Annotated in this window: 17 protein-coding genes and 1 tRNA gene; 10 read left to right on the top strand and 8 right to left on the bottom strand. The window is 65.4% G+C overall.

Going from position 1 to position 18,540, the window contains the following annotated elements; all coding sequences use genetic code 11:
• Positions 1–22 precede the first annotated feature (22 nt).
• From ABIB49_RS13990 to rarD, 4 genes are all read right to left on the bottom strand, one after another.
• Entirely contained in the window at positions 23–838 is an 816-nt protein-coding gene (locus ABIB49_RS13990; protein WP_283480241.1) for a class I SAM-dependent methyltransferase, read from the bottom strand.
• Positions 838–2,430 carry a putative bifunctional diguanylate cyclase/phosphodiesterase gene (locus ABIB49_RS13995; protein WP_282358538.1) on the bottom strand — a complete coding sequence of 531 codons (1,593 nt, stop codon included), beginning with the start codon at positions 2,428–2,430 and terminating at the stop codon, positions 838–840. The genes ABIB49_RS13990 and ABIB49_RS13995 overlap by 1 nt, the downstream gene beginning before the upstream one ends.
• Positions 2,417–2,821, bottom strand: a complete 405-nt coding sequence (locus tag ABIB49_RS14000; protein WP_226776176.1) for a DUF7793 family protein — start codon at positions 2,819–2,821, stop codon at positions 2,417–2,419. Before ABIB49_RS14000 ends, ABIB49_RS13995 begins: the two co-directional genes overlap by 14 nt.
• Before the next feature lie 113 nt (positions 2,822–2,934).
• Positions 2,935–3,960 (bottom strand): EamA family transporter RarD, encoded by a 1,026-nt coding sequence (gene rarD, locus ABIB49_RS14005; RefSeq protein WP_282358532.1) that lies wholly within the window; start codon positions 3,958–3,960, stop codon positions 2,935–2,937.
• A gap of 183 nt (positions 3,961–4,143) precedes the next feature.
• On the opposite strand from rarD, the gene ABIB49_RS14010 reads away from it, so the two are divergent.
• The 6 genes from ABIB49_RS14010 to ABIB49_RS14035 all read left to right on the top strand — a co-directional run bounded on the left by ABIB49_RS14010 (position 4,144) and on the right by ABIB49_RS14035 (position 12,160).
• Positions 4,144–5,580 carry an FAD-dependent oxidoreductase gene (locus ABIB49_RS14010; protein WP_226774174.1) on the top strand — a complete coding sequence of 479 codons (1,437 nt, stop codon included), beginning with the start codon at positions 4,144–4,146 and terminating at the stop codon, positions 5,578–5,580.
• A 240-nt stretch (positions 5,581–5,820) separates the two neighbouring features.
• On the top strand, positions 5,821–7,209 hold the full coding sequence (locus ABIB49_RS14015) for a helix-turn-helix domain-containing protein (protein ID WP_226774175.1): 1,389 nt from the start codon (positions 5,821–5,823) through the stop codon (positions 7,207–7,209).
• Positions 7,210–7,343: 134 nt separating this feature from the next.
• A complete protein-coding gene (gene exaC, locus ABIB49_RS14020) occupies positions 7,344–8,867 on the top strand; it encodes an acetaldehyde dehydrogenase ExaC (RefSeq protein WP_226774176.1) in 1,524 nt (507 codons plus the stop codon).
• A gap of 163 nt (positions 8,868–9,030) precedes the next feature.
• Entirely contained in the window at positions 9,031–10,041 is a 1,011-nt protein-coding gene (gene adhP, locus ABIB49_RS14025; RefSeq protein WP_226774182.1) for an alcohol dehydrogenase AdhP, read from the top strand.
• Positions 10,042–10,057: 16 nt separating this feature from the next.
• Positions 10,058–10,465 (top strand): DUF779 domain-containing protein, encoded by a 408-nt coding sequence (locus tag ABIB49_RS14030; RefSeq protein WP_226774177.1) that lies wholly within the window; start codon positions 10,058–10,060, stop codon positions 10,463–10,465.
• A 162-nt stretch (positions 10,466–10,627) separates the two neighbouring features.
• A complete protein-coding gene (locus ABIB49_RS14035; RefSeq protein WP_226774178.1) occupies positions 10,628–12,160 on the top strand; it encodes an APC family permease in 1,533 nt (510 codons plus the stop codon).
• 123 nt (positions 12,161–12,283) lie between these two features.
• Here ABIB49_RS14035 and ABIB49_RS14040 read toward each other — a convergent pair whose 3' ends face one another.
• Together ABIB49_RS14040 and ABIB49_RS14045 are read right to left on the bottom strand one after the other, a co-directional pair.
• A complete protein-coding gene (locus ABIB49_RS14040; protein WP_226774179.1) occupies positions 12,284–13,792 on the bottom strand; it encodes a catalase in 1,509 nt (502 codons plus the stop codon).
• Between the two features lie 16 nt (positions 13,793–13,808).
• Positions 13,809–14,282 (bottom strand): Fur family transcriptional regulator, encoded by a 474-nt coding sequence (locus tag ABIB49_RS14045; RefSeq protein WP_226774180.1) that lies wholly within the window; start codon positions 14,280–14,282, stop codon positions 13,809–13,811.
• Positions 14,283–14,432: 150 nt separating this feature from the next.
• Between ABIB49_RS14045 and ABIB49_RS14050 the strand changes: the two genes are divergently transcribed.
• Both ABIB49_RS14050 and htpX read left to right on the top strand, forming a co-directional pair.
• Positions 14,433–15,704, top strand: coding sequence for an MFS transporter (locus ABIB49_RS14050; RefSeq protein WP_282468025.1), 1,272 nt, complete (start codon positions 14,433–14,435; stop codon positions 15,702–15,704).
• A gap of 52 nt (positions 15,705–15,756) precedes the next feature.
• A complete protein-coding gene (gene htpX / locus ABIB49_RS14055; RefSeq protein WP_354157183.1) occupies positions 15,757–16,626 on the top strand; it encodes a zinc metalloprotease HtpX in 870 nt (289 codons plus the stop codon).
• Positions 16,627–16,767: 141 nt separating this feature from the next.
• Here the strand turns inward: htpX and ABIB49_RS14060 are convergent, their stop codons facing one another.
• Positions 16,768–17,259, bottom strand: a complete 492-nt coding sequence (locus ABIB49_RS14060) for a YajQ family cyclic di-GMP-binding protein (RefSeq protein ID WP_226773971.1) — start codon at positions 17,257–17,259, stop codon at positions 16,768–16,770.
• Positions 17,260–17,453: 194 nt separating this feature from the next.
• Here ABIB49_RS14060 and ABIB49_RS14065 point away from each other — a divergent pair, with 194 nt between their 5' ends.
• Both ABIB49_RS14065 and ABIB49_RS14070 read left to right on the top strand, forming a co-directional pair.
• Positions 17,454–17,708, top strand: coding sequence for a hypothetical protein (locus ABIB49_RS14065; RefSeq protein WP_226773970.1), 255 nt, complete (start codon positions 17,454–17,456; stop codon positions 17,706–17,708).
• A 150-nt stretch (positions 17,709–17,858) separates the two neighbouring features.
• Positions 17,859–17,940, top strand: a tRNA-Tyr gene (locus tag ABIB49_RS14070).
• A gap of 96 nt (positions 17,941–18,036) precedes the next feature.
• Here the strand turns inward: ABIB49_RS14070 and ABIB49_RS14075 are convergent.
• Entirely contained in the window at positions 18,037–18,534 is a 498-nt protein-coding gene (locus ABIB49_RS14075) for an SRPBCC family protein (RefSeq protein WP_226773969.1), read from the bottom strand.
• Positions 18,535–18,540: the final 6 nt, after the last annotated feature.

Consider the following 18,540-nt stretch of genomic DNA (forward strand, 5'->3'; position numbering starts at 1 on the left):
CGTCGCGGGCCGGGGCCGGCCGCTAGCTGTGCCGTTTGCCCAGAACCGCCCAGTAGGCCGGGATCGTGACGCCGGAACCGCCGTCCTGCATGGGTGCTGTCTCCAGGGTTGTCGCGCCGTCCGCAAACACCGTCCAGTGCCCGGCAGGGAACGCCCGGCCCCGTTGCTGTGCACCAAAATGGCCCGGTTTAGGAAGGGTCGCGATGGCCTGCCTCAGGGGCGCGGGGATGGCACGTCCGGTGGCACCCAGCCCGCGCAGATAGTCGAGGGCCCCGCCGGGGACGTTCGACTCGACCAGGTAGATCCGGCCGTGGGTTCCCAGCAGCGGTTCGATGGCCCGCGCCAACGCAGCCTGGCGGCGTGGGCTCAGGACATGGAACACACCGCGCACAAAGACGTTTGCTTCGCCCAGATTGACTGCAAGGCCAGTGACGGCTTCCGGGTCCGTAGCGTCCAGGACAACGAATCTGAGGTGCGGCACCCCAGCGCTGGCCGAGGTGGCGGCGGCCACGGCTCCGGGCGAAACGTCGGCTCCGACGACTGCGGGAAACAGCTCGGCGAGCCGCCGGGACGGGGCCCCGGTGCCACAGCCGAGGTCGACGATTGGGAGCCCGGTATCCAGCAGACCGGCCAGACGAGCAAGGTGCTGGCCCATTTCTCCCTCCGCGTTGGCTTCCCAGATGACGGCCTCACGCAGCGAACCTGCCGCAACACCGCGCCAAAATTCGTCCCAGAGGCTATTAGGGTGCCGGGGGAACCTGAGGGACAGGGCGGCCACCCGGACCACAAGCCGAAGGGTGTCGGTGGATTTGGCCAGTGCATCCGGCAGCCGGACCATTACGTTGGTGCGTCCGCTCGGCGACGTCCCTGGCCCTCCCGGCTGCCGGCCGGGGACGCGAAGCAGTGCAGATCACCGGCGGCAAGAAGTGCCGTCATATCAGCCACCGCAAGAGGCCGGCTGAAGAAATAGCCCTGCCCGAATTCGCACTTCATTTCCTTGAGCTTCTCTGCCTGTTCCCGGTGCTCGATTCCCTCGGCTACGGCGCCAAGGCCCGCCGAGTGGATCAACTGCAGGATTGCAGCGACGAATTCTTCCTGTTGGCTGTCCTGCACCAGGCCATCGATGAGTGACTTGTCGATTTTCGCGTGCAGGGCCGGCAGGGTCCGCAGGTAGCTGATGGACGAATAGCCAGTGCCGAAGTCGTCAATCTCCAGGGGAATGCCGAGCCCGGTGAGCGCTTCCATGGTTCGGGAGACTTCCGGTCCGCCGCTCATGATCGCCGTTTCGGTTATTTCGATCGCGAGATGTTCCGGCACCACCCCGTACTTCGCGAGCAGGCCTTGGACGTACCCGGCCAGGTCGCTGTGGTGGAGTTCCACAGCTGACAGGTTGACATGGATGCGGAAATCTTCGGGAAGGCCCGGTGCGGTCCGCCAGCGGCCGGCCTGTGCGATGGCCTGGTCCAATACCCAGCGGCCTATTTCCACGGTCAGGCCGCTTTCTTCCGCCGAGGCGAGGAACGAAGCGGGCGCCAGCAGCCCCCGGCTCGGATGCCGCCAGCGGATCAGGGCCTCGGCTCCGGCGACACCGCCCGTGCGCAGGTCGACGATTGGCTGGTAGTGCAGCTCAAACTCGCCGGCGGCGATCGCGGTCCGTACTTCCGTGACGAGATGGACCCGCGCCTTCGCGGTCTCGTGCATGGCCGGGGAAAAAACCTGCAACTTGTTGCGGCCCAGTTTTTTCGCCTCGTGCAAGGCAATGTTGGCGTCCCGGATGAGTTCGTCGGCTCGGAGCCCGGACTCGCCGAACCTTACGCCTGTTCCTGTCGTGACGTTTACGGTGATTCCGCCCGCCGGGATGGCTGCCTCGGTGGCCGTCACGAGGCGGGCGGCGAGCTGCAGCACGGACTCGGGGTCGCAGTCCCTGACCAGCACGGCGAATTCGTCTCCGCTGAGCCGGGCCACAAGATGCTGCCCGTCGGCGGCGGACCTCAGGCGCCGGGCGATTTCCACCAGGACGCTGTCCCCCGCAGCATTTCCCAGGCTGTCGTTGACCAATCTGAAGGCATCCAGGTCCACCAGGATCAGCGCGGGCGGGCGGCAGGATTCCCCGGCCGCAAGGGCGGAGCGGGAGATTGTCTCCCGCAGCAGCGACCGGCTCGCCAAGCCTGTCAGTTCATCGGTGTTGATGACCCGGCGCAGGTCCGCCTTGGCGTCTTCCAGCAGCGCCGTGCGTTCGGCGACCCGGACTTCCAGGCTGTCATACATGCTTTGGAGCTCTTCGGCGAGCAAATTGATGCCGGTAGTGACGGCATCAATGCCGTCCCGGGCAGGGGAAGTCTCCAGCCGGTTCGACAGATCCCCGGAGGAGAGGACGACGATGCCTGCTACCAGTTGTTCGAGCCGCCAGTCGTCGTTACTCGCGAGCATCGGCCCGCGTCATCAACCAGTTGACAGCCTCATCCTGGCTGGTGAAGAACTTCGTCGGAACCGGTGCCGCGTGGACGCCGAGGAAAAAATTGGCAAGGACACGGTCAACGGGGGAGGAACCAAGCAGGGCGATGGCCGACGCGTCGCAGGGTCGCGAAAACACGGCCCTCGCCGGCCTGCTCACAGAATTTGTGGTGGCCATATCGATCAGGAGCGGACGCGGCAGCCCCCGGCACAGTTCGTTAACACGGTCCATGGCCAACTGGGCGCCGGCGCCGTCGATGCTGACCCCCCGCCGCCAGACGAGCCGCAGAATGCCGCCGTGGTCGAACTCAAGGGATTCGATCAACGACCCGCCTGGGGTTTCAAAATCCCGGTCAGGCACGGGCATACCTCAGCTTCCAACTTAATGCGTCCAATGCCATGACAATAACGCACCGGAACACCCATCGCGAGCATCGGCCCGGCCCCCGCCGGCCCGTGGCGGGTCCCCAGGTTCCGGGATCAGGCAGCCGCGCGCGCCCGTTTGCGCAGTACGGAGTTCTTCCGTGCGGTCAGCAGCATGTCCACCGTCAGTACCAGCAGCGCCAGCCACACCACGCCGAAACCGATCCAGCGGTCTGTGGTCATGGGTTCGTGGAACACGGCGAGTGCCACGATGAACTGCAGCACGGGGGCGAAGTACTGCAGCAGGCCGATGGTCGTCATCGGCAGGCGCCTGGCGGAGGCTCCGAAGAACAGCAACGGCACGGCGGTAATGATGCCCGAGGCGGCGAGGAGCCAGAAGTGCCCGGACCCGTTGGTTGTCAGCGTCGCAGCGCCGGTCAGCGCCAGGACGATCAAGGCGGCCGCGGCCACCGGCGCCAGCACAATCGTCTCGATCGAGAGGCTGGTAATCGCATCAACGCGTGGACCGACGCGCTTTTTGACGAAACCATACAGGCCAAAGCTCAGCGCAAGAGTCAACGCGATCCACGGCAGTTTGCCGTAGGAGACCGTGAGGACGCCCACGGCGATGAAACCGATTCCGACGGCGGACCACTGCAGCGGCCGCAGCTTCTCCTTGAGCACCACCACACCCAACAGCACCGAGACGAGCGGGTTGATGAAGTACCCCAATGAGGCTTCAACGGCCTGTCCGGTGGTTACGCCGTAGACATAGGTCAGCCAATTGACGGCGATCAGCACAGCGGCCATGACGAGCGGGAAGATGATGGTGCGGTTCCGGAAGGCGGCCGCCAGGACCCGCCAGGAACGGGTGACAGTGATCAGCAGGACGCAGAAAATAAGCGACCAGAGCACCCGGTTCGCCACGATCTCCACCGCACCGGCGGGCTGCAGCAGGAAGAAGTAGAGCGGCATCAGCCCCCACAGGCCGTACGCGCCGATCCCAAAGACAATTCCCGCCGTGGTGTCCGTGTCTACTGCCTTGAGAGCTGCCGGGGCATGCTGCGGGGCACCCCCGCCGGGGGCAGCAGCGCCCCTGGTCGTCAGAGACGTGGGGGCGGGGGATCCATCGGGGGTAGGCACAAGATCAATAACACCACCTCCAGGGCCGGTATTCCTGCTTTCGGCTCCGATGCCTGCAGCGCCGGGCCCGGGATTCCTGGGACGTTGGTCACCGGGGCACCCGGAGGCGGCCGAGGACATTTAGAATGGAAGACTGTGCGCTGCATGAGCTGGCGCCGTCGCTAAGACTCAGAAGGGCTTCCGGTGTCCAACTCGGCCGAAACCACGTCCAAACGTCCGCTCCGCGTTGCGATTGTCGGCGCCGGCCCGGCCGGCGTCTATGCTGCTGACATTCTCACCAAGTCCAACGAGGTCAAGGACGGCGACTTCGAGGTCAGCATCGATCTTTTCGAAGCCTACCCGGCCCCCTATGGCCTGATCCGCTACGGCGTCGCCCCGGACCATCCCCGGATCAAGGGGATCGTCAACGCCCTGCACAAGGTCCTGGACCGCGGCGACATCCGTTTCCTCGGGAACGTCAGCTATGGCCGCGACCTGACCCTGCACGACTTCAGGGCCTTCTACGACGCGGTGATTTTCTCCACCGGAGCCGTCAAGGACGCGGAACTGGATATCCCCGGTGTGGGCCTTGCGGGATCCTTCGGCGGGGCGGACTTCGTTTCCTGGTACGACGGCCACCCGGATGTACCGCGCGACTGGCCGCTGGAGGCCAAGGAGATCGCCGTGATCGGCAACGGCAATGTGGCCCTCGACGTCGCCCGGATGCTGGTCAAACACTCCGACGAGCTGCTTGTGACGGAAATCCCGGACAACGTCTACCAGGCGCTCAAGAACTCCCCGGTCACGGATGTGCACGTCTTTGGCCGCCGCGGACCGGCCCAGGTGAAGTTCACGCCGCTGGAACTGCGCGAGCTCTCGCACGCCCGGGACGTCGATATTGTCCTTTACCCGGAGGACTTCGAGTTCGACGACGCCTCGGACGAGGCGATCCGCGGCAACAACCAGATCCGCACCATGGTGAACACCCTCACGAACTGGCTCGTCGAGGAACACACCGCAGCGCAGGAGCCATCTTCCCGCCGCCTGCACCTGCATTTCCTGCACAGCCCGGTGGAGGTCCATGATGACGCAGCACGGCCCGGCGAGGTTACCGGCATCACGTTCGAACGGATGGAGCTGGACGGCACCGGAAACGTCAAGGGCACGGGGGAGTTCCTGGACTACCCGGTCCAGGCCGTCTACCGCGCGATCGGGTACCACGGCTCGCCGTTGGACGAACTGGAGTTCGACGCCCGCCGCGGCGTCATCCCCAACGAGGGCGGCCGTGTGCTGGACTCCGACGGCAATCCGGTGCCGGGCATCTACGCGACGGGCTGGATCAAGCGAGGCCCCGTGGGCCTGATCGGCCACACCAAGGGCGACGCCCTGGAGACCATCGGCTGCCTGCTCGAGGACCGGCTGGGCTTGCCGCCGGCGCAGAACCCGGACCCGCAGGCGATCATCGAGCTCCTTGAAGCCCGCGGGGTCGAATACACCACCTGGGAAGGCTGGAACAAGCTCGACGCCCACGAATTGGCCCTTGGCGCGCAGTGGTCGGCGTCCGGCGAGGCCAACGGAATCGTCCGGGAGCGCGTTAAGGTGGTTCCGCGCGAGGACATGGTGCAGATCTCCCGCGACTAATCCTGCTCCACGCGGCGCAGCTCACCCCGCGACGCGCAAGAACGCTGGGGCACCGGGTGTTGCGGCGTCGAAGGCGCTTTGGCGCCCTGCCGGAGGTGGCGCCTGGTCCACGCAGTTGGCACCGGCCACGCTCCGACAGTGCCCGGGACCGGCGAGCTATGGCGGGCACTGACAACGCGCACTACACTGAGCTGGACGTGGCTGCCTTCGGCGTGGTCGCGCCTCTCCAGTGGGAGTTCAATGACGAAAGTGATCCATCCGGCGGCTCCGTTCCCGCCAGCGGGTAGGTTGCCCGCTGCGTTGCGCCAGCAATATGCAAGCGCCGGCCATGAGCAACTGGACTCCCGGGGACGTGTGCTGCCGGCGGACCTGCAGCTCCCGGGTCTCAGCAGCCTGATCCAGGAATCTTGGCGCCGCTCAGCGGAGCTGCAGGCGAACCCGGACAACCCCGAGGCCCCCTTGGCCATGGACCTAGAGGAACTCGAAGAGTACCGCCGCCAGCATCCGCTCGCCGCCATTATGCCCGTGATCCACAAACTCCTGGTTCTGCCCAGCCACGAGAGTGGAATGCTTGTCGCCGTGGGGGACGAAGTGGGCCGTCTGCTCTGGGTCGAAGGCGATGCCGAGATGCGGCGCCGGGCCGAAGGCATGATGTTCGTACCCGGGGCCGACTGGTCCGAGGCGACGGTGGGAACCAGCGCCCCCGGCACTGCCCTGGCCCTGGGCCGCGGCATCCAGATCGCGGGCGCCGAACACTACAAACGCTCCGTGCACCCGTGGAGCTGCACGGCAGTTCCCTTCCATGATCCGGATTCCGGGGCCCTGCTGGGTGTCGTCGACATTACCGGGACGGAATCTGCCGTCGCCCCGCACACACTGTCGCTGGTCGAAGCGACGGTCGCCGCTGCCCAGGCGCACCTGCGGGTGGAACGGCTGCAGCTGGCCGCTGCGCGCCAGTCCTCGCCGGCACGACGGCGGGGCGCCGCTTCCGCCGCTTCGGGCGGGGGGCCGGCCGTGGCCTCCGGCAGCCTCTACCGCAACAGCCTCCAGCTGCTCGGCAGGGACCAGGCGCTGCTTAGTATCGACGGCCGCACCGTGGCGCTGTCGGCCCGGCATAGTGAAATCCTGGCGCTGCTCAGCACCCACCCGGACGGCCTGAACGCCGAGGAGCTCTGCGCACTGCTGTACCCCGGAAACGCCTCCACCATGACTCTGCGGGCCGAGATGGTCCGCCTGCGAAAGGTCCTCCAGCAGCTCAATCCGGACGCCGTTCCCGAGTCGCGCCCCTACCGGCTGCCGCTGGATCTGGTGCCGGACTCAGTCCAGGTCCTCAATTGCCTGCAGCGCGGCGCCCACCGGATCGCCTTGGAGATCTACCGCGGCGCCGTCCTGCCGCGCTCCGAGGCCCCCGGCATCGCCGAGCTGCGGAACCGGGTCGGTTCACTGCTCCGCGAAGCGGTCCTCACGGATGGCAGCGCCGAGTCGCTGCTGCGCTACGCCGAGCTTCCCGAGGCCAGGGACGACGTCGAGGTCCGGATCGCGGCGTTGAAGCTGCTGCCGCCGCGCTCGCCCAAACGGGCCGCGATCGTCGCTGACCTGGAACGGCTCGAGGCGGAACTTACCGCCTGAAGTGCGCTTTCGGAGCAGCGTGACCCGGGTCACGCCCACTGCAACCTGACTGCAACCTCCTGGCTCCTAGGCTGAGTGCAACGGTGGCGCCGGCAACTGGCCGCCATCAATCTTGCACAGCAAAGGAGCTAGCAATGACTGTTTACGCACAGCCCGGTACCGAGGGCTCGAAGGTTACTTTCAAGGACCGCTACGAGAACTGGATCGGCGGCGAGTGGGTTGCCCCGGTCAAAGGCCAGTACTTCGAGAACATCACCCCCGTCACCGGGAAGGCGTTCTGTGAGGTTGCCCGCGGCACCGCTGAGGACATCGAGCTTGCCTTGGACGCCGCACACAAGATTGCCCCGTCCTGGGGCAAAACCTCCGTGGCCGAGCGGGCCGCCATCCTGAACAAGATCGCCGACCGCATCGATGAGAACCTCGAGATGCTCGCCGTCGCCGAATCCTGGGACAATGGCAAACCGATCCGCGAAACCCTCAACGCGGACATCCCGCTCGCCGCCGACCACTTCCGCTACTTCGCCTCCGCCGTCCGGGCCCAGGAAGGCCGGCTGTCCCAGCTCGACGAGGACACCACCGCGTACCACTTCCACGAGCCCCTCGGCGTCGTCGGCCAGATCATCCCCTGGAACTTCCCGATCCTGATGGCCGTCTGGAAACTCGCCCCGGCCCTCGCCGCAGGCAACGCAGTGGTCCTGAAGCCGGCCGAGCAGACTCCGTCCTCGATCCTGGTCTTGATGGAACTCATCGGCGACCTGCTCCCGGCCGGCGTCCTGAACGTGGTCAACGGTTTTGGCGTCGAGGCCGGCAAGCCGCTGGCCTCCAGCCCGCGGATTCGCAAGATCGCCTTCACCGGCGAAACCTCCACCGGCCGGCTGATCAGCCAGTACGCCAGCCAGAACCTCATCCCGGTCACGCTGGAACTGGGCGGCAAGAGCCCCAACATCTTCTTCAACGACGTGGCCGACACCAACGACGCGTTCTACGACAAGGCCCAGGAAGGCTTTACTCTCTTTGCCTTCAACCAAGGCGAAGTCTGCACCTGCCCCTCCCGCGCCCTGGTCCAGGAGGACATCTACGATTCCTTTATGGCCGACGCCGTGGCCCGGGTCGAGAAGATCATCCAAGGCAACCCGCTGGACACCGAAACCCAGCTCGGCGCCCAGGCGTCCAACGACCAGCTGGAAAAGATCCTCTCCTACATCGACATCGGAAAGCAGGAGGGTGCCAAGATCCTCACCGGCGGTGCCCGGGCCGAAATGCCCGGCGACCTGGCCGGCGGCTACTACGTCCAGCCGACCATTTTCGAAGGTCACAACAAGATGCGGATCTTCCAGGAGGAAATCTTTGGCCCTGTGGTCTCCGTGACCCGCTTCAGCGACTACAACGACGCCATGGGCATCGCCAACGACACCCTCTACGGCCTCGGCGCCGGCGTCTGGTCCCGCAACGGCAACGTAGCCTACCGCGCCGGGCGTGAGATCCAGGCCGGCCGGGTGTGGGTAAACAACTACCACGCCTACCCGGCGGGTGCTGCGTTCGGCGGCTACAAGTCATCCGGCATCGGCCGCGAAAACCACTCGATGATGCTGGACCACTACCAGCAGACCAAGAACCTCCTGGTCAGCTACAACGAGAACAAGCTCGGCTTCTTCTAAGCCGCACCAAACCCGGTCGGGGCGGATCAGGATGGATCCGCCCCGACCGCACCAGTTGTGCACCTCAGCGGAAGGATGCCGGCCCACTGCACATGCCTTTGGTTACACACACGCTTTATGACGCAAGGATTTCGCTATGACGACGACAACGACGACGACGACAATGCAGGCCGCAGTAGTGACCGAATTCGGCAAGGACCTGCAGATCCAGACCCTGCCCGTCCCCGTGCCGGGCCGGGGTGAAGCGCTGGTAAAGCTCCTGACCACCGGAGTCTGCCACACGGACCTGCACGCCGCGGAAGGCGATTGGCCGGTGAAGCCGAGCCCGCCGTTTATCCCCGGACATGAAGGCGTCGGTGAAGTCGTTGCCCTCGGCGCCGGCGTGACGGACCTGGCCGTCGGCGACCTCGTCGGCAATGCCTGGCTTTGGTCCGCCTGCGGCGACTGCCAGTACTGCCGGACCGGTTGGGAGACCCTGTGTGAAGCGCAGCAGAACGCCGGCTACAGCGTGGATGGTTCATTTGGCGAGTACATGCTGGTGGACACCCGCTTCGCCGCCAGGATCCCGGCCGGCTCGGACCCCGTGGAGGTGGCTCCCGTGCTGTGCGCCGGCGTGACGGTGTACAAGGGCCTGAAGATGACCGAGGCCAGGCCGGGCCAGTGGGTCACGATCTCGGGCATCGGCGGACTCGGCCACATCGCCGTCCAATATGCGGTGGCGATGGGCCTGCGTGTCGCCGCGGTTGACATTGCCGACGACAAGCTCGCCCTCGCCAAGAAGCACGGGGCCGAACTGACCGTCAATGCCCTGCACGAGGATCCGGCCGAAGTTATCCAGCGCGAAACAGGAGGTTGCCATGGAGTCCTGGTCACAGCGGTGCACCCGTCGGCATTCGGCCAGGCGATCGGCATGGCCCGGCGCGGCGGGACGATTGTGTTCAACGGCCTGCCGCCGGGCGACTTCCCGGCGCCGATCTTTGAGATTGTGCTCAAGGGCCTGACCGTCCGCGGCTCCATTGTGGGTACCCGGCAGGACCTGGAGGAGGCGCTGGACTTCTACGCCCAGGGCAAGATCCGGCCCACGGTCTCCACCCGGGAACTCTCGGAAGTGAATGCCGTCCTCGACGAAATGAAGCACGCCAAGATCGACGGCCGTGTGGTCATCAAATACTGACGAAGGAAGAATGCTAATGTCCGGGACAAAACTCGACGCCGCAGTGACCCTTCCCGGGGAAGACTTCTCCCGGGTGGCGCTCACTCCGGCCGCGGTGGAGCTGCTGCGCAAGATGTGGCTCCAACACGGGCCGCTGATGTTCCATCAGTCCGGCGGCTGCTGTGACGGCTCCTCCCCGATGTGCTACCCCGCAGGGGAATTCATCACCGGTGACTCCGACGTGCAACTTGGCCTGTTCGACATCTCGGATGGCCTGCAGCCGCAGCCCATTGAGTTCTGGATGTCGAAGGAACAGTTCAACTACTGGAGCCACACGCACCTGACCGTGGACGTCGTTCCCGGCCGGGGGAGTGGTTTCTCGGTGGAAGCACCTGAGGGCAAACGGTTCCTGATCCGGTCAAAGCTGATGGACTGGCCGGTTTAGGCGGGCCTGGAACCGGGCGGATGATCCGCGAGCGGGCCGTGCAGCTACCCTGCGCGGCCCGCTTTCTGGTCTCACTATGCGGGATGAAAATGGCCGTCCAGTGGATGGACACTACTATGGACAGGTTGTTTCCACCCAGCTACCAAGAATGTGGACTTTGCCATGAATCTATTCCGGACCAAATCGATTGAGCAGTCCATGTCGGACGCCGAGGAACCCGGACGCAAGTTGAAGCGCTCGCTCAGCTCCTGGGACCTGATGATTATGGGTGTCGCCGTCGCTGTCGGCGCCGGTATATTCTCGGTGGGCGCCAAGGCGGCCGCAAACTTCGCCGGCCCCGCCGTGACCCTGTCCTTCGCCATTGCCGCCGTCACGTGTGCCCTGGCCATCATGTGCTACGCCGAGTTCGCCACGGCTATTCCGGTCGCCGGCTCCGCCTACGTCTTCACCTACGCCACCATGGGCGAGTTGCTGGCGTGGATCATCGGCTGGAACCTCATCCTCGAACTGTTCACCGCCGGTGCGGTGATCGCCAAGTACTGGGGCATCTACCTCAGCAAGGTCTTCGCGCTTATGGGCGCTGACATCCCGCCGTCGATCTCCCTGGCGGGCGTGGACCTGTACTGGGGCGCCTTCCTGATCGTCGCCGTGTTTACGGTGCTGCTGGTGCTGGGAACGAAGCTGTCCGCCCGCGTCGGCAACGTCTTTACCCTGATCAAGATCGCAGTTGTGCTCTTTGTCATCGTGGTGGGCTTCAGCTACGTGAAGTTCGAGAACTACGCGCCCTTCGTTCCGGCGTCCGAGCCCACCGGGGGCACCGGCGCCGCCGACGTCATGAAGCAGTCCTTCTTCGGCTTCCTTACTGGGGCTGCCCCGGCGCAGTACGGCACGCTGGGCATCTTCGCCGGCGCCGCCCTGGTCTTCTTCGCCTTCATCGGCTTTGACGTTGTTGCCACCTCGGCCGAGGAGGTTAAGAACCCGCAGAAGACCCTGCCCCGCGGCATCTTCGGCGGCCTCGCCGTCGTCACAGTGCTGTACATCCTGGTCTCACTGGCGCTGACCGGCATGGTCTCGTACACCGAACTGGCCGAGGCCAAGAACCCGACCCTCACCACGGCGTTCGAGGCTGTTGGCAATAACGACGCGGCCAAGGTCATCGCCTTCGGCTCCCTGGTGGGCCTGACAACTGTGATCATGGTGCTGCTGATGGGCCTCTCCCGGGTGGTGCTGGCCATGAGCCGCGATGGCCTGCTTCCCCGCTCGCTGTCCAAGACCAGCACCATCCGCGCGACGCCGGTCCGGCTGCAGATCATCTGCGGAGCCGCCGTTGCCGTCGTCGCCGGACTCACCAACGTGGACCTGCTGGAGGAAATGATCAACATCGGCACGCTCTCGGCATTTGTGACGGTGAGCATCGGAGTGCTGGTGCTCCGTAAGAAGCGGCCGGACCTGAAACCGGCGTTCCGCGTGCCGCTGGGGAAGGTCCTGCCGATTGTCTCTGCAGTGCTGTGCCTGTATCTGATGACCAACCTGGCCGTGGAGACGTGGATCTTCTTCGCCGGCTGGCTCGTGATCGGTGTGATTATTTACTTCTCCTACGGCCAGCGGCACTCCCGGTTGAACGAGAAATTCGCCGAGGCCAAGGCTTCGGTTAACGGCCCCGGCGACAGGAACGCTGCCCTCACCCGCTCCTGATCAGGGAGTGGCCGGTCCCGACACAGCGAAGTCGCCGGAACCGTGCGAGTTCGCCGGAAACCTCCGACGAACTGGCACGGCTCCGGCGACTTCGGCGTTACGCGGCAGCCGCCAACAAGAGGATCAGATCTTGTTGGCTGCCTCAGCCTCGGAGCTGGCAGCGCCGGCACCCAGGTTGGCGCGCAGCTTCGCGCCGAGTCCGGCGTCGACGTTGGTCCAGTACTGGATGGCGCGTTCCTTGATCGCAGCGTTCTGCACCCCGCCGACGGCACCGGTGATGGTGTCCAGGAAGCGGGCCTTGGCTGCTTCATCGAAGACGTCGCGGTACAGCGTGCCGGCCTGGCCGAAGTCGCTGTCCTCGGAGTGCAGGGTCGCTGCGGTGCGGATCAGGGCGCCGTCGAATTCCCAGGAACCCTCAGCGGCGCGGGCCGGGTCGGCCACGGGACCGCCGAAGGAGTTCGGCGCGTAGACGGGGGCCGTTGCCGGCTTGTAGCCGTGGCGCAGCGAGCCGTCCTGCGAGTAGTTGTTCACCGGCGAGACCGGTCGGTTGACCGGCAGTTCGTTGAAGTTGGTGCCCACGCGGTAGCGGTGCGCATCCGGGTAGGAGAACACACGTGCCGTGAGCATCTTGTCCGGCGAGATGTCGTGGCCCGGGACGACGTTCGCCGGAGACAGTGCGATCTGCTCGATCTCGGCGAAGAAGTTCTCCGGGTTGCGGTTCAGCTCGAAACGGCCGACCTCGACCAGCGGGTAGTCGGCGTGCGGCCAGACCTTGGTCAGGTCGAACGGGTTGAAGCGGTACGTCTTGGCGTCCTCGTAAGGCATGACCTGGACGTGCAGGTCCCAGCTGGGGAAGTTGCCCTCGTTGATGGCCTCATACAGGTCGCGGCGGTAGTAGTCGGCGTCGGCGCCGGCAAGCTCCCCGGCCTGTTCGTTGGTGATGTTGTGCTCGCCCTGGTTGGAGCGGAAGTGGTATTTGACCCAGAAGCGTTCGCCCGCGGCGTTCGTCCACAGGTAGGTGTGGGAGGAGAAACCGTGCATCTCGCGCCAGGAGCGGGGCAGTCCGCGGTCACCCATCAAGTAGGTGACCTGGTGGGCGGACTCGGGGGAGAGCGTCCAGAAGTCCCACTGCATGTCGGCATCGCGCAGACCGGAACCCGGCAGGCGCTTCTGCGAGTGAATGAAGTCCGGGAACTTAATGCCGTCCTTGATAAAGAACACGGGGGTGTTGTTGCCCACGATGTCCAGGTTTCCCTCGGGGGTGTAGAAGCGGGTCGCGAAACCGCGGACATCGCGCCAGGTGTCGGGGGAGCCCTGCTCGCCGGCGACGGAGGAGAAGCGGATGGCCGTGCCAACCTGGGCGCCCGGCTGGAACGCAGCTACGCGGGTGTACCGGGAAACGTCGCCGGTCACCGTGAAGGTGCCGAAGGCGCCGCCACCCTTGGCGTGGACGATGCGCTCCGGAATCCGCTCGCGGTTGAACTGTGCCAGCTTCTCGACCAGGTAACGGTCGTGCAGCGCGGTGGCACCGTCGGCACCGGAGGTCAGCGAGTGCTCGTCGGAGGCGACGGGGGCTCCGGTCTGGGTAGTGGTCGCGGTGTGCGGGATGGGCGCGGAAAGGTTCGCAGTCATCATTCTCCTTGGTGGATTACTTGTTTTCAGAGGTGGCGGGAAGTTGTTGGGTTTCCTGGCAGTCCTGGCAGACGCCCTGGTAGAGCACATCGGCGATCTGGATGCTCATCGGCCGGGCGTTGGTATCCCAGTTGGGTGTCAGGCACGGGGCATGGCCGACGGCGCAATCGACGTCCTCCACCCGGCCGCAACCGATGCAGACAGCATGGTGGTGGTTATCGCCCACCCTCGTCTCGTACAGGGCGGGAGAGTGCGGCGGCTCGAAGCGGCGCAGCATTTGCAACTCGGTCAGGTCGCCGAGGACAACATAGACGGACTGTGCGGTCAACTCGGGAAGTTCCCGGCGTGCGGCGGCCAGGATGTGCTCGGCCGGTGAATGCGGGAGATGCTCGACGGCGGTAAGGACGGCCAGCCGCTGTTTGGTCACGCGGCGGCCATGGGCGCGCAGGGCAGCAGCCCATGCTGCCTGGCTGCCTGTCGAAACCGTCATGGCACCATTCAAACACTTATTATGATTCGATCGCAATAAGGCTCGGCTAACTACGCACCCCCTTAGCGACCCCGTCCCAAGGGCGACCCCCAGACCGCGCCGGACGTCCGGAACACCGGCCGGCCCTTCCGCCGCCGCTAGAGTATCCGGGTGGGGAAATATCTGGCGGACATTACGCCCTTGCGCGAGAGTCCGGCGTTCCGCCGCCTGTGGCTCGGGTCCGCCGTCGCCGCGCTGGGCAGCCAACTGACCCTGGTCGCCGTGAGCCTGGAGGTCTACCGGCTCACCCAGGACAGCCTGTACGTTGGACTGCTGAGCATCTTCGCCCTGGTCCCGTTGGTGATCGGTGGCCTGCTGGGCGGTTCGATCGCCGACGCCCACGACCGACGCAGGGTAGCACTGCTGGCTTCGTCTGTGCTGTGGCTGACCACCGCCTGCCTTGCACTGCAAGCCTGGCTGCAACTGGGAAATATCTGGCTGCTGTACGTTCTGGTCGCTGTGCAGAGCGGCGCCCAGGCCATCAACCAGCCGGCTCGCAGCGCCATTATTCCGGTGTTGATCCGCAAGGAGCTCCTGCCGGCGGCGAACGCGCTGAGCATGATCAGTTTCGGTCTCACCCTAACGGCCGGGCCCCTGCTGGCCGGGCTTCTCGTGGCCTCCGTCGGCTTCGCCTGGACGTATACAGTCGACGTCGCCACCTTCGCCTTCGCCCTGTGGGCCCTCCTGCGTCTGCCCGCCATGCCGCCGGGTGAGCATGCGCGGCCGGCGGGCCTGCGCTCCGTCGTCGAAGGCTTCCGGTTCCTGGGCACGCGCCCCAACTTGCGGATGACCTTTGTGATTGACCTCGTCGCGATGATCCTTGCCCAGCCCCGGGCGCTTCTTCCCGCGATCGGCGCCGTCATGATCGGCGGCGGCGAAACCACCGTGGGCATCCTGCTTGCCTCCACCGCGGTTGGGGCGTTCCTGGCCGGCCTCTTCTCCGGGCCGCTGGGGGCGGTGCGTCGGCAGGGAACGGCCGTCGTCTGGTCCGTGATGGGTTGGGGCGCCTCGATTGCCGGTTTCGGCCTCGTCGTGGTGCTTGCCGGGAACTCCGGCGCCGGCGGCGTAACGTGGTGGCTGCTTCCGGCGGCCCTGTGCTGCGGGCTGGCCGGCATCGCGGACTCTGTCAGTGCCGTCTTCCGCACCACCATCCTGCAGGCCTCGGCCCCGGACCACCTGCGCGGTCGCTTGCAGGGAGTGTTCATAGTGGTGGTGGCAGGCGGTCCGAGGGTGGGGGACATGCTGGCGGGCGGCGGGACTAAAATTCTTAGTGAAGGCTGGGTCCTGCTTCTGGGCGGCTTGTTGTGCATCGCGGTGGCCTGGACCGTGGCGCGCTGGCAGTCGGGCTTCCTGAGGTACGACGCGCGGAACCCGGTGCCGTAACGAAACGTTGTCCGGGTCCGGGTCCAGGGCAGGACAACTTGCGGGAGGAACATTGCACCAGCATCACAACGGACTGAAGACCGCCGCTCTTTTTGGCGTGCTGTGGGCGGTATTGCTGGGTATCGGCGCACTGATGGCCGCCAGCCTGCGCAGCGCCGCGCCATTGTGGATCATGGCCCTGATCGGCGTTGGCACCACTGCCTACGGATACTGGAACAGTGACAAAATCGCCATCCGGTCCATGCAGGCCTATCCCGTGACGGAGGCCGAGGCGCCGCAACTGCACCGGATTGTCCAAGAGCTCTCGGCCACGGCACAGCAGCCCATGCCGCGGATCTACCTCTCGCCGACAATGGCGCCAAATGCCTTCGCTACCGGACGGAACCCGCAGAACGCGGCGGTGTGCTGCACGGAAGGCATCCTCCGGCTGCTGGACGACCGCGAACTGCGCGGTGTGCTGGGCCACGAGCTGATGCACGTTTATAACCGGGACATCCTGACTTCGTCCGTGGCTGCGGCCGTCGCCGGGGTTATTACCTCCGTGGCCCAGATGTTCCTGTTGTTCGGCGGCGGGGACCGGCGCAATGCCAACCCCATCGCCGCGATCGCGATGGCGCTGCTCGCACCCTTTGCCGCCTCGCTGATCCAGATGGCCATTTCCCGGACCCGGGAGTTCGACGCCGACGAGGACGGGTCCAAGCTCACGGGTGATCCGCTGGCGCTCGCCTCCGCCCTGCGCAAGATTGAGCAGGGCGTGCAACTGGCGCGGCTGCCGCAGGACCAGCGGCTGGTTAACGCCTCGCACCTGATGATCGCGAATCCGTTCCGCGCCGGCGGCGTAGCGAAGATGTTCTCGACGCATCCGCCGATGAGCGAGAGGATCGGCCGGCTTGAGCGGATGGCCGGCCGGCAATCGGGCTAGGCGCTGGCCCGGCACCGGCGGGCGGCGACCCTCCCTGACGCCGAGAAGTGCCCGTGCTGCGCGAAAGGGCCGTCGATGCCGGTATTACGGCATCGACAGCCCTTTCGCGCGTCGTCGGCAACTTTGTGCCGCGGCAGGCTCTTAGCTGCGGAAGTTCACAAACTGCAGGTCTGCCTCGTCGAATCCCTTGAGCAGGTTCATGGTTTCCTGGAGGTCGTCGCGGGACTTGGAAGTCACGCGCAGCTCGTCGCCCTGGATCTGCGACTTGACGGACTTGGGACCCTCGTCGCGGATCAGCTTGTTGATCTTCTTGGCGAGATCCTGCTCGATGCCTTCCTTGATGGTGGCCTCGAGCCGGAACTCCTTGCCGGAGGGATACGGCTCACCCGTGTCCAGCGACTTCAAGGAGATGCCGCGTCGGATCAGCTTGGACTGCAGCACGTCCAGGACGGCCAGCACACGCTCTTCGGAGTTGGCCTTCATCAGGATCTTCTCGCCGCTGAAATCAACCTCGGCGCCGACTCCCTTGAAGTCGTAGCGCTGGACCAGTTCCTTCTGCGCCTGGTTCATCGCATTGGCGACTTCCTGCTTGTCTACCTTGCTGACGACGTCGAATGTGGATTCGCCTGCCATGACTGTCCTCCTGATCGTTGGGGTGCCCGTCGAGGGGCTCTGGGGTCTGTAATCCAGCCTAGTACGGATGCCCCGATCTGAAGGCGCCGCGATCCGCCGCTTTCACAGTCCGCTCAAAGCTGAGTCAGGGCGGGAACGAAGTTTCGGCGCGCAGAGTTGCGGGAGTTGGAAGAGTTCCCCGAAAGGTAGACCTTATGCAAAACCAGGCCGTCCGGTACGTCATTAGCTCCACCGCGGCGGCAGTTGGCGGAATTGCCGCCGCCGCGACCTCGGTGGCTGCCGCAACACTGGCGGCTTCGATCATTTTCAGCCCCGCCGCCGATGCCTCGGCGAGGCTGGATGGTGTTCATGCGGACTTGGCGCGGGCCATCCAGCTGAACCAGGTCACCGAGGAACAGGCCGCAAGGTTCGAGGCGAAACTCGCCGGCCGCATCCTAGGCGAGGCCTGAGTTTCCAGGCTTTTTGAGGTGGCAGACCGCCGATTCGATTCTTCGGCGGAAGTTCTGTAAAGTTGTCTTGCCCGCGGTTACTGGAAGCGGAACGGACTGGAAACAGGCGTTTTGTAGATAGCGGCCGGGAGTGATCTTCTTTTGAAGTTCGGCAGATTACCCGAGCGGCCAAAGGGGGCTGACTGTAAATCAGCTGGCAACGCCTACGGGGGTTCGAATCCCTCATCTGCCACCCTTGAAAAAGTCTCCGGAACCAATAGGTTCCGGAGACTTTTTCTTTGCCGGGGCCCCTCGTTCCGCTCCGGAGCTGCGGGGCGGACGGTGGTGGTCAGGCGGGGCCTGAGCCGGCGAGGATGCCGTCGATCTGGCCGAGGGCCTGCTTCATGCCCTCTTCCATGCCCATGGCGAGGACCTGTTCCAGTGCGGCGGCCGAGTCAAAGGTCGACACCACTGTCATCCGGGTGCGGTTTTCGACTGCCGCCAGCCTCATCACTGCATGGCTCGTGCCCAGGTCGGGGTTCGGGTCGCCGTTGTCATCAGCAAAACCGTCGTCGAACTCCAGGCGGTGCGGAGCCTCGATGGCGGTGAACCGCCACCAGCCGCGGGCTTTTTCGCCGTCGGGTCCGGTCATGTAGTAACTGGCCTTCCCGCCGGGCACAAAGTCGTGGCTCTCGAAGGTCGCAGGCCACGTGGGCGGGCCCCACCAGCGCTCCAGCTGGCGCGGGTCCTCCCAGAGCTGCCAGACGCGCTCGATGCCGGCGTCGAACTCGGCGATGACGGTGAAACTGAGGGCTGCGGCATTCTGGTGTGAACTGATAACGGCCATGGCGGA

This window comes from Arthrobacter sp. UYCu512 (assembly GCF_040547075.1).
Classification (GTDB): domain Bacteria; phylum Actinomycetota; class Actinomycetes; order Actinomycetales; family Micrococcaceae; genus Arthrobacter.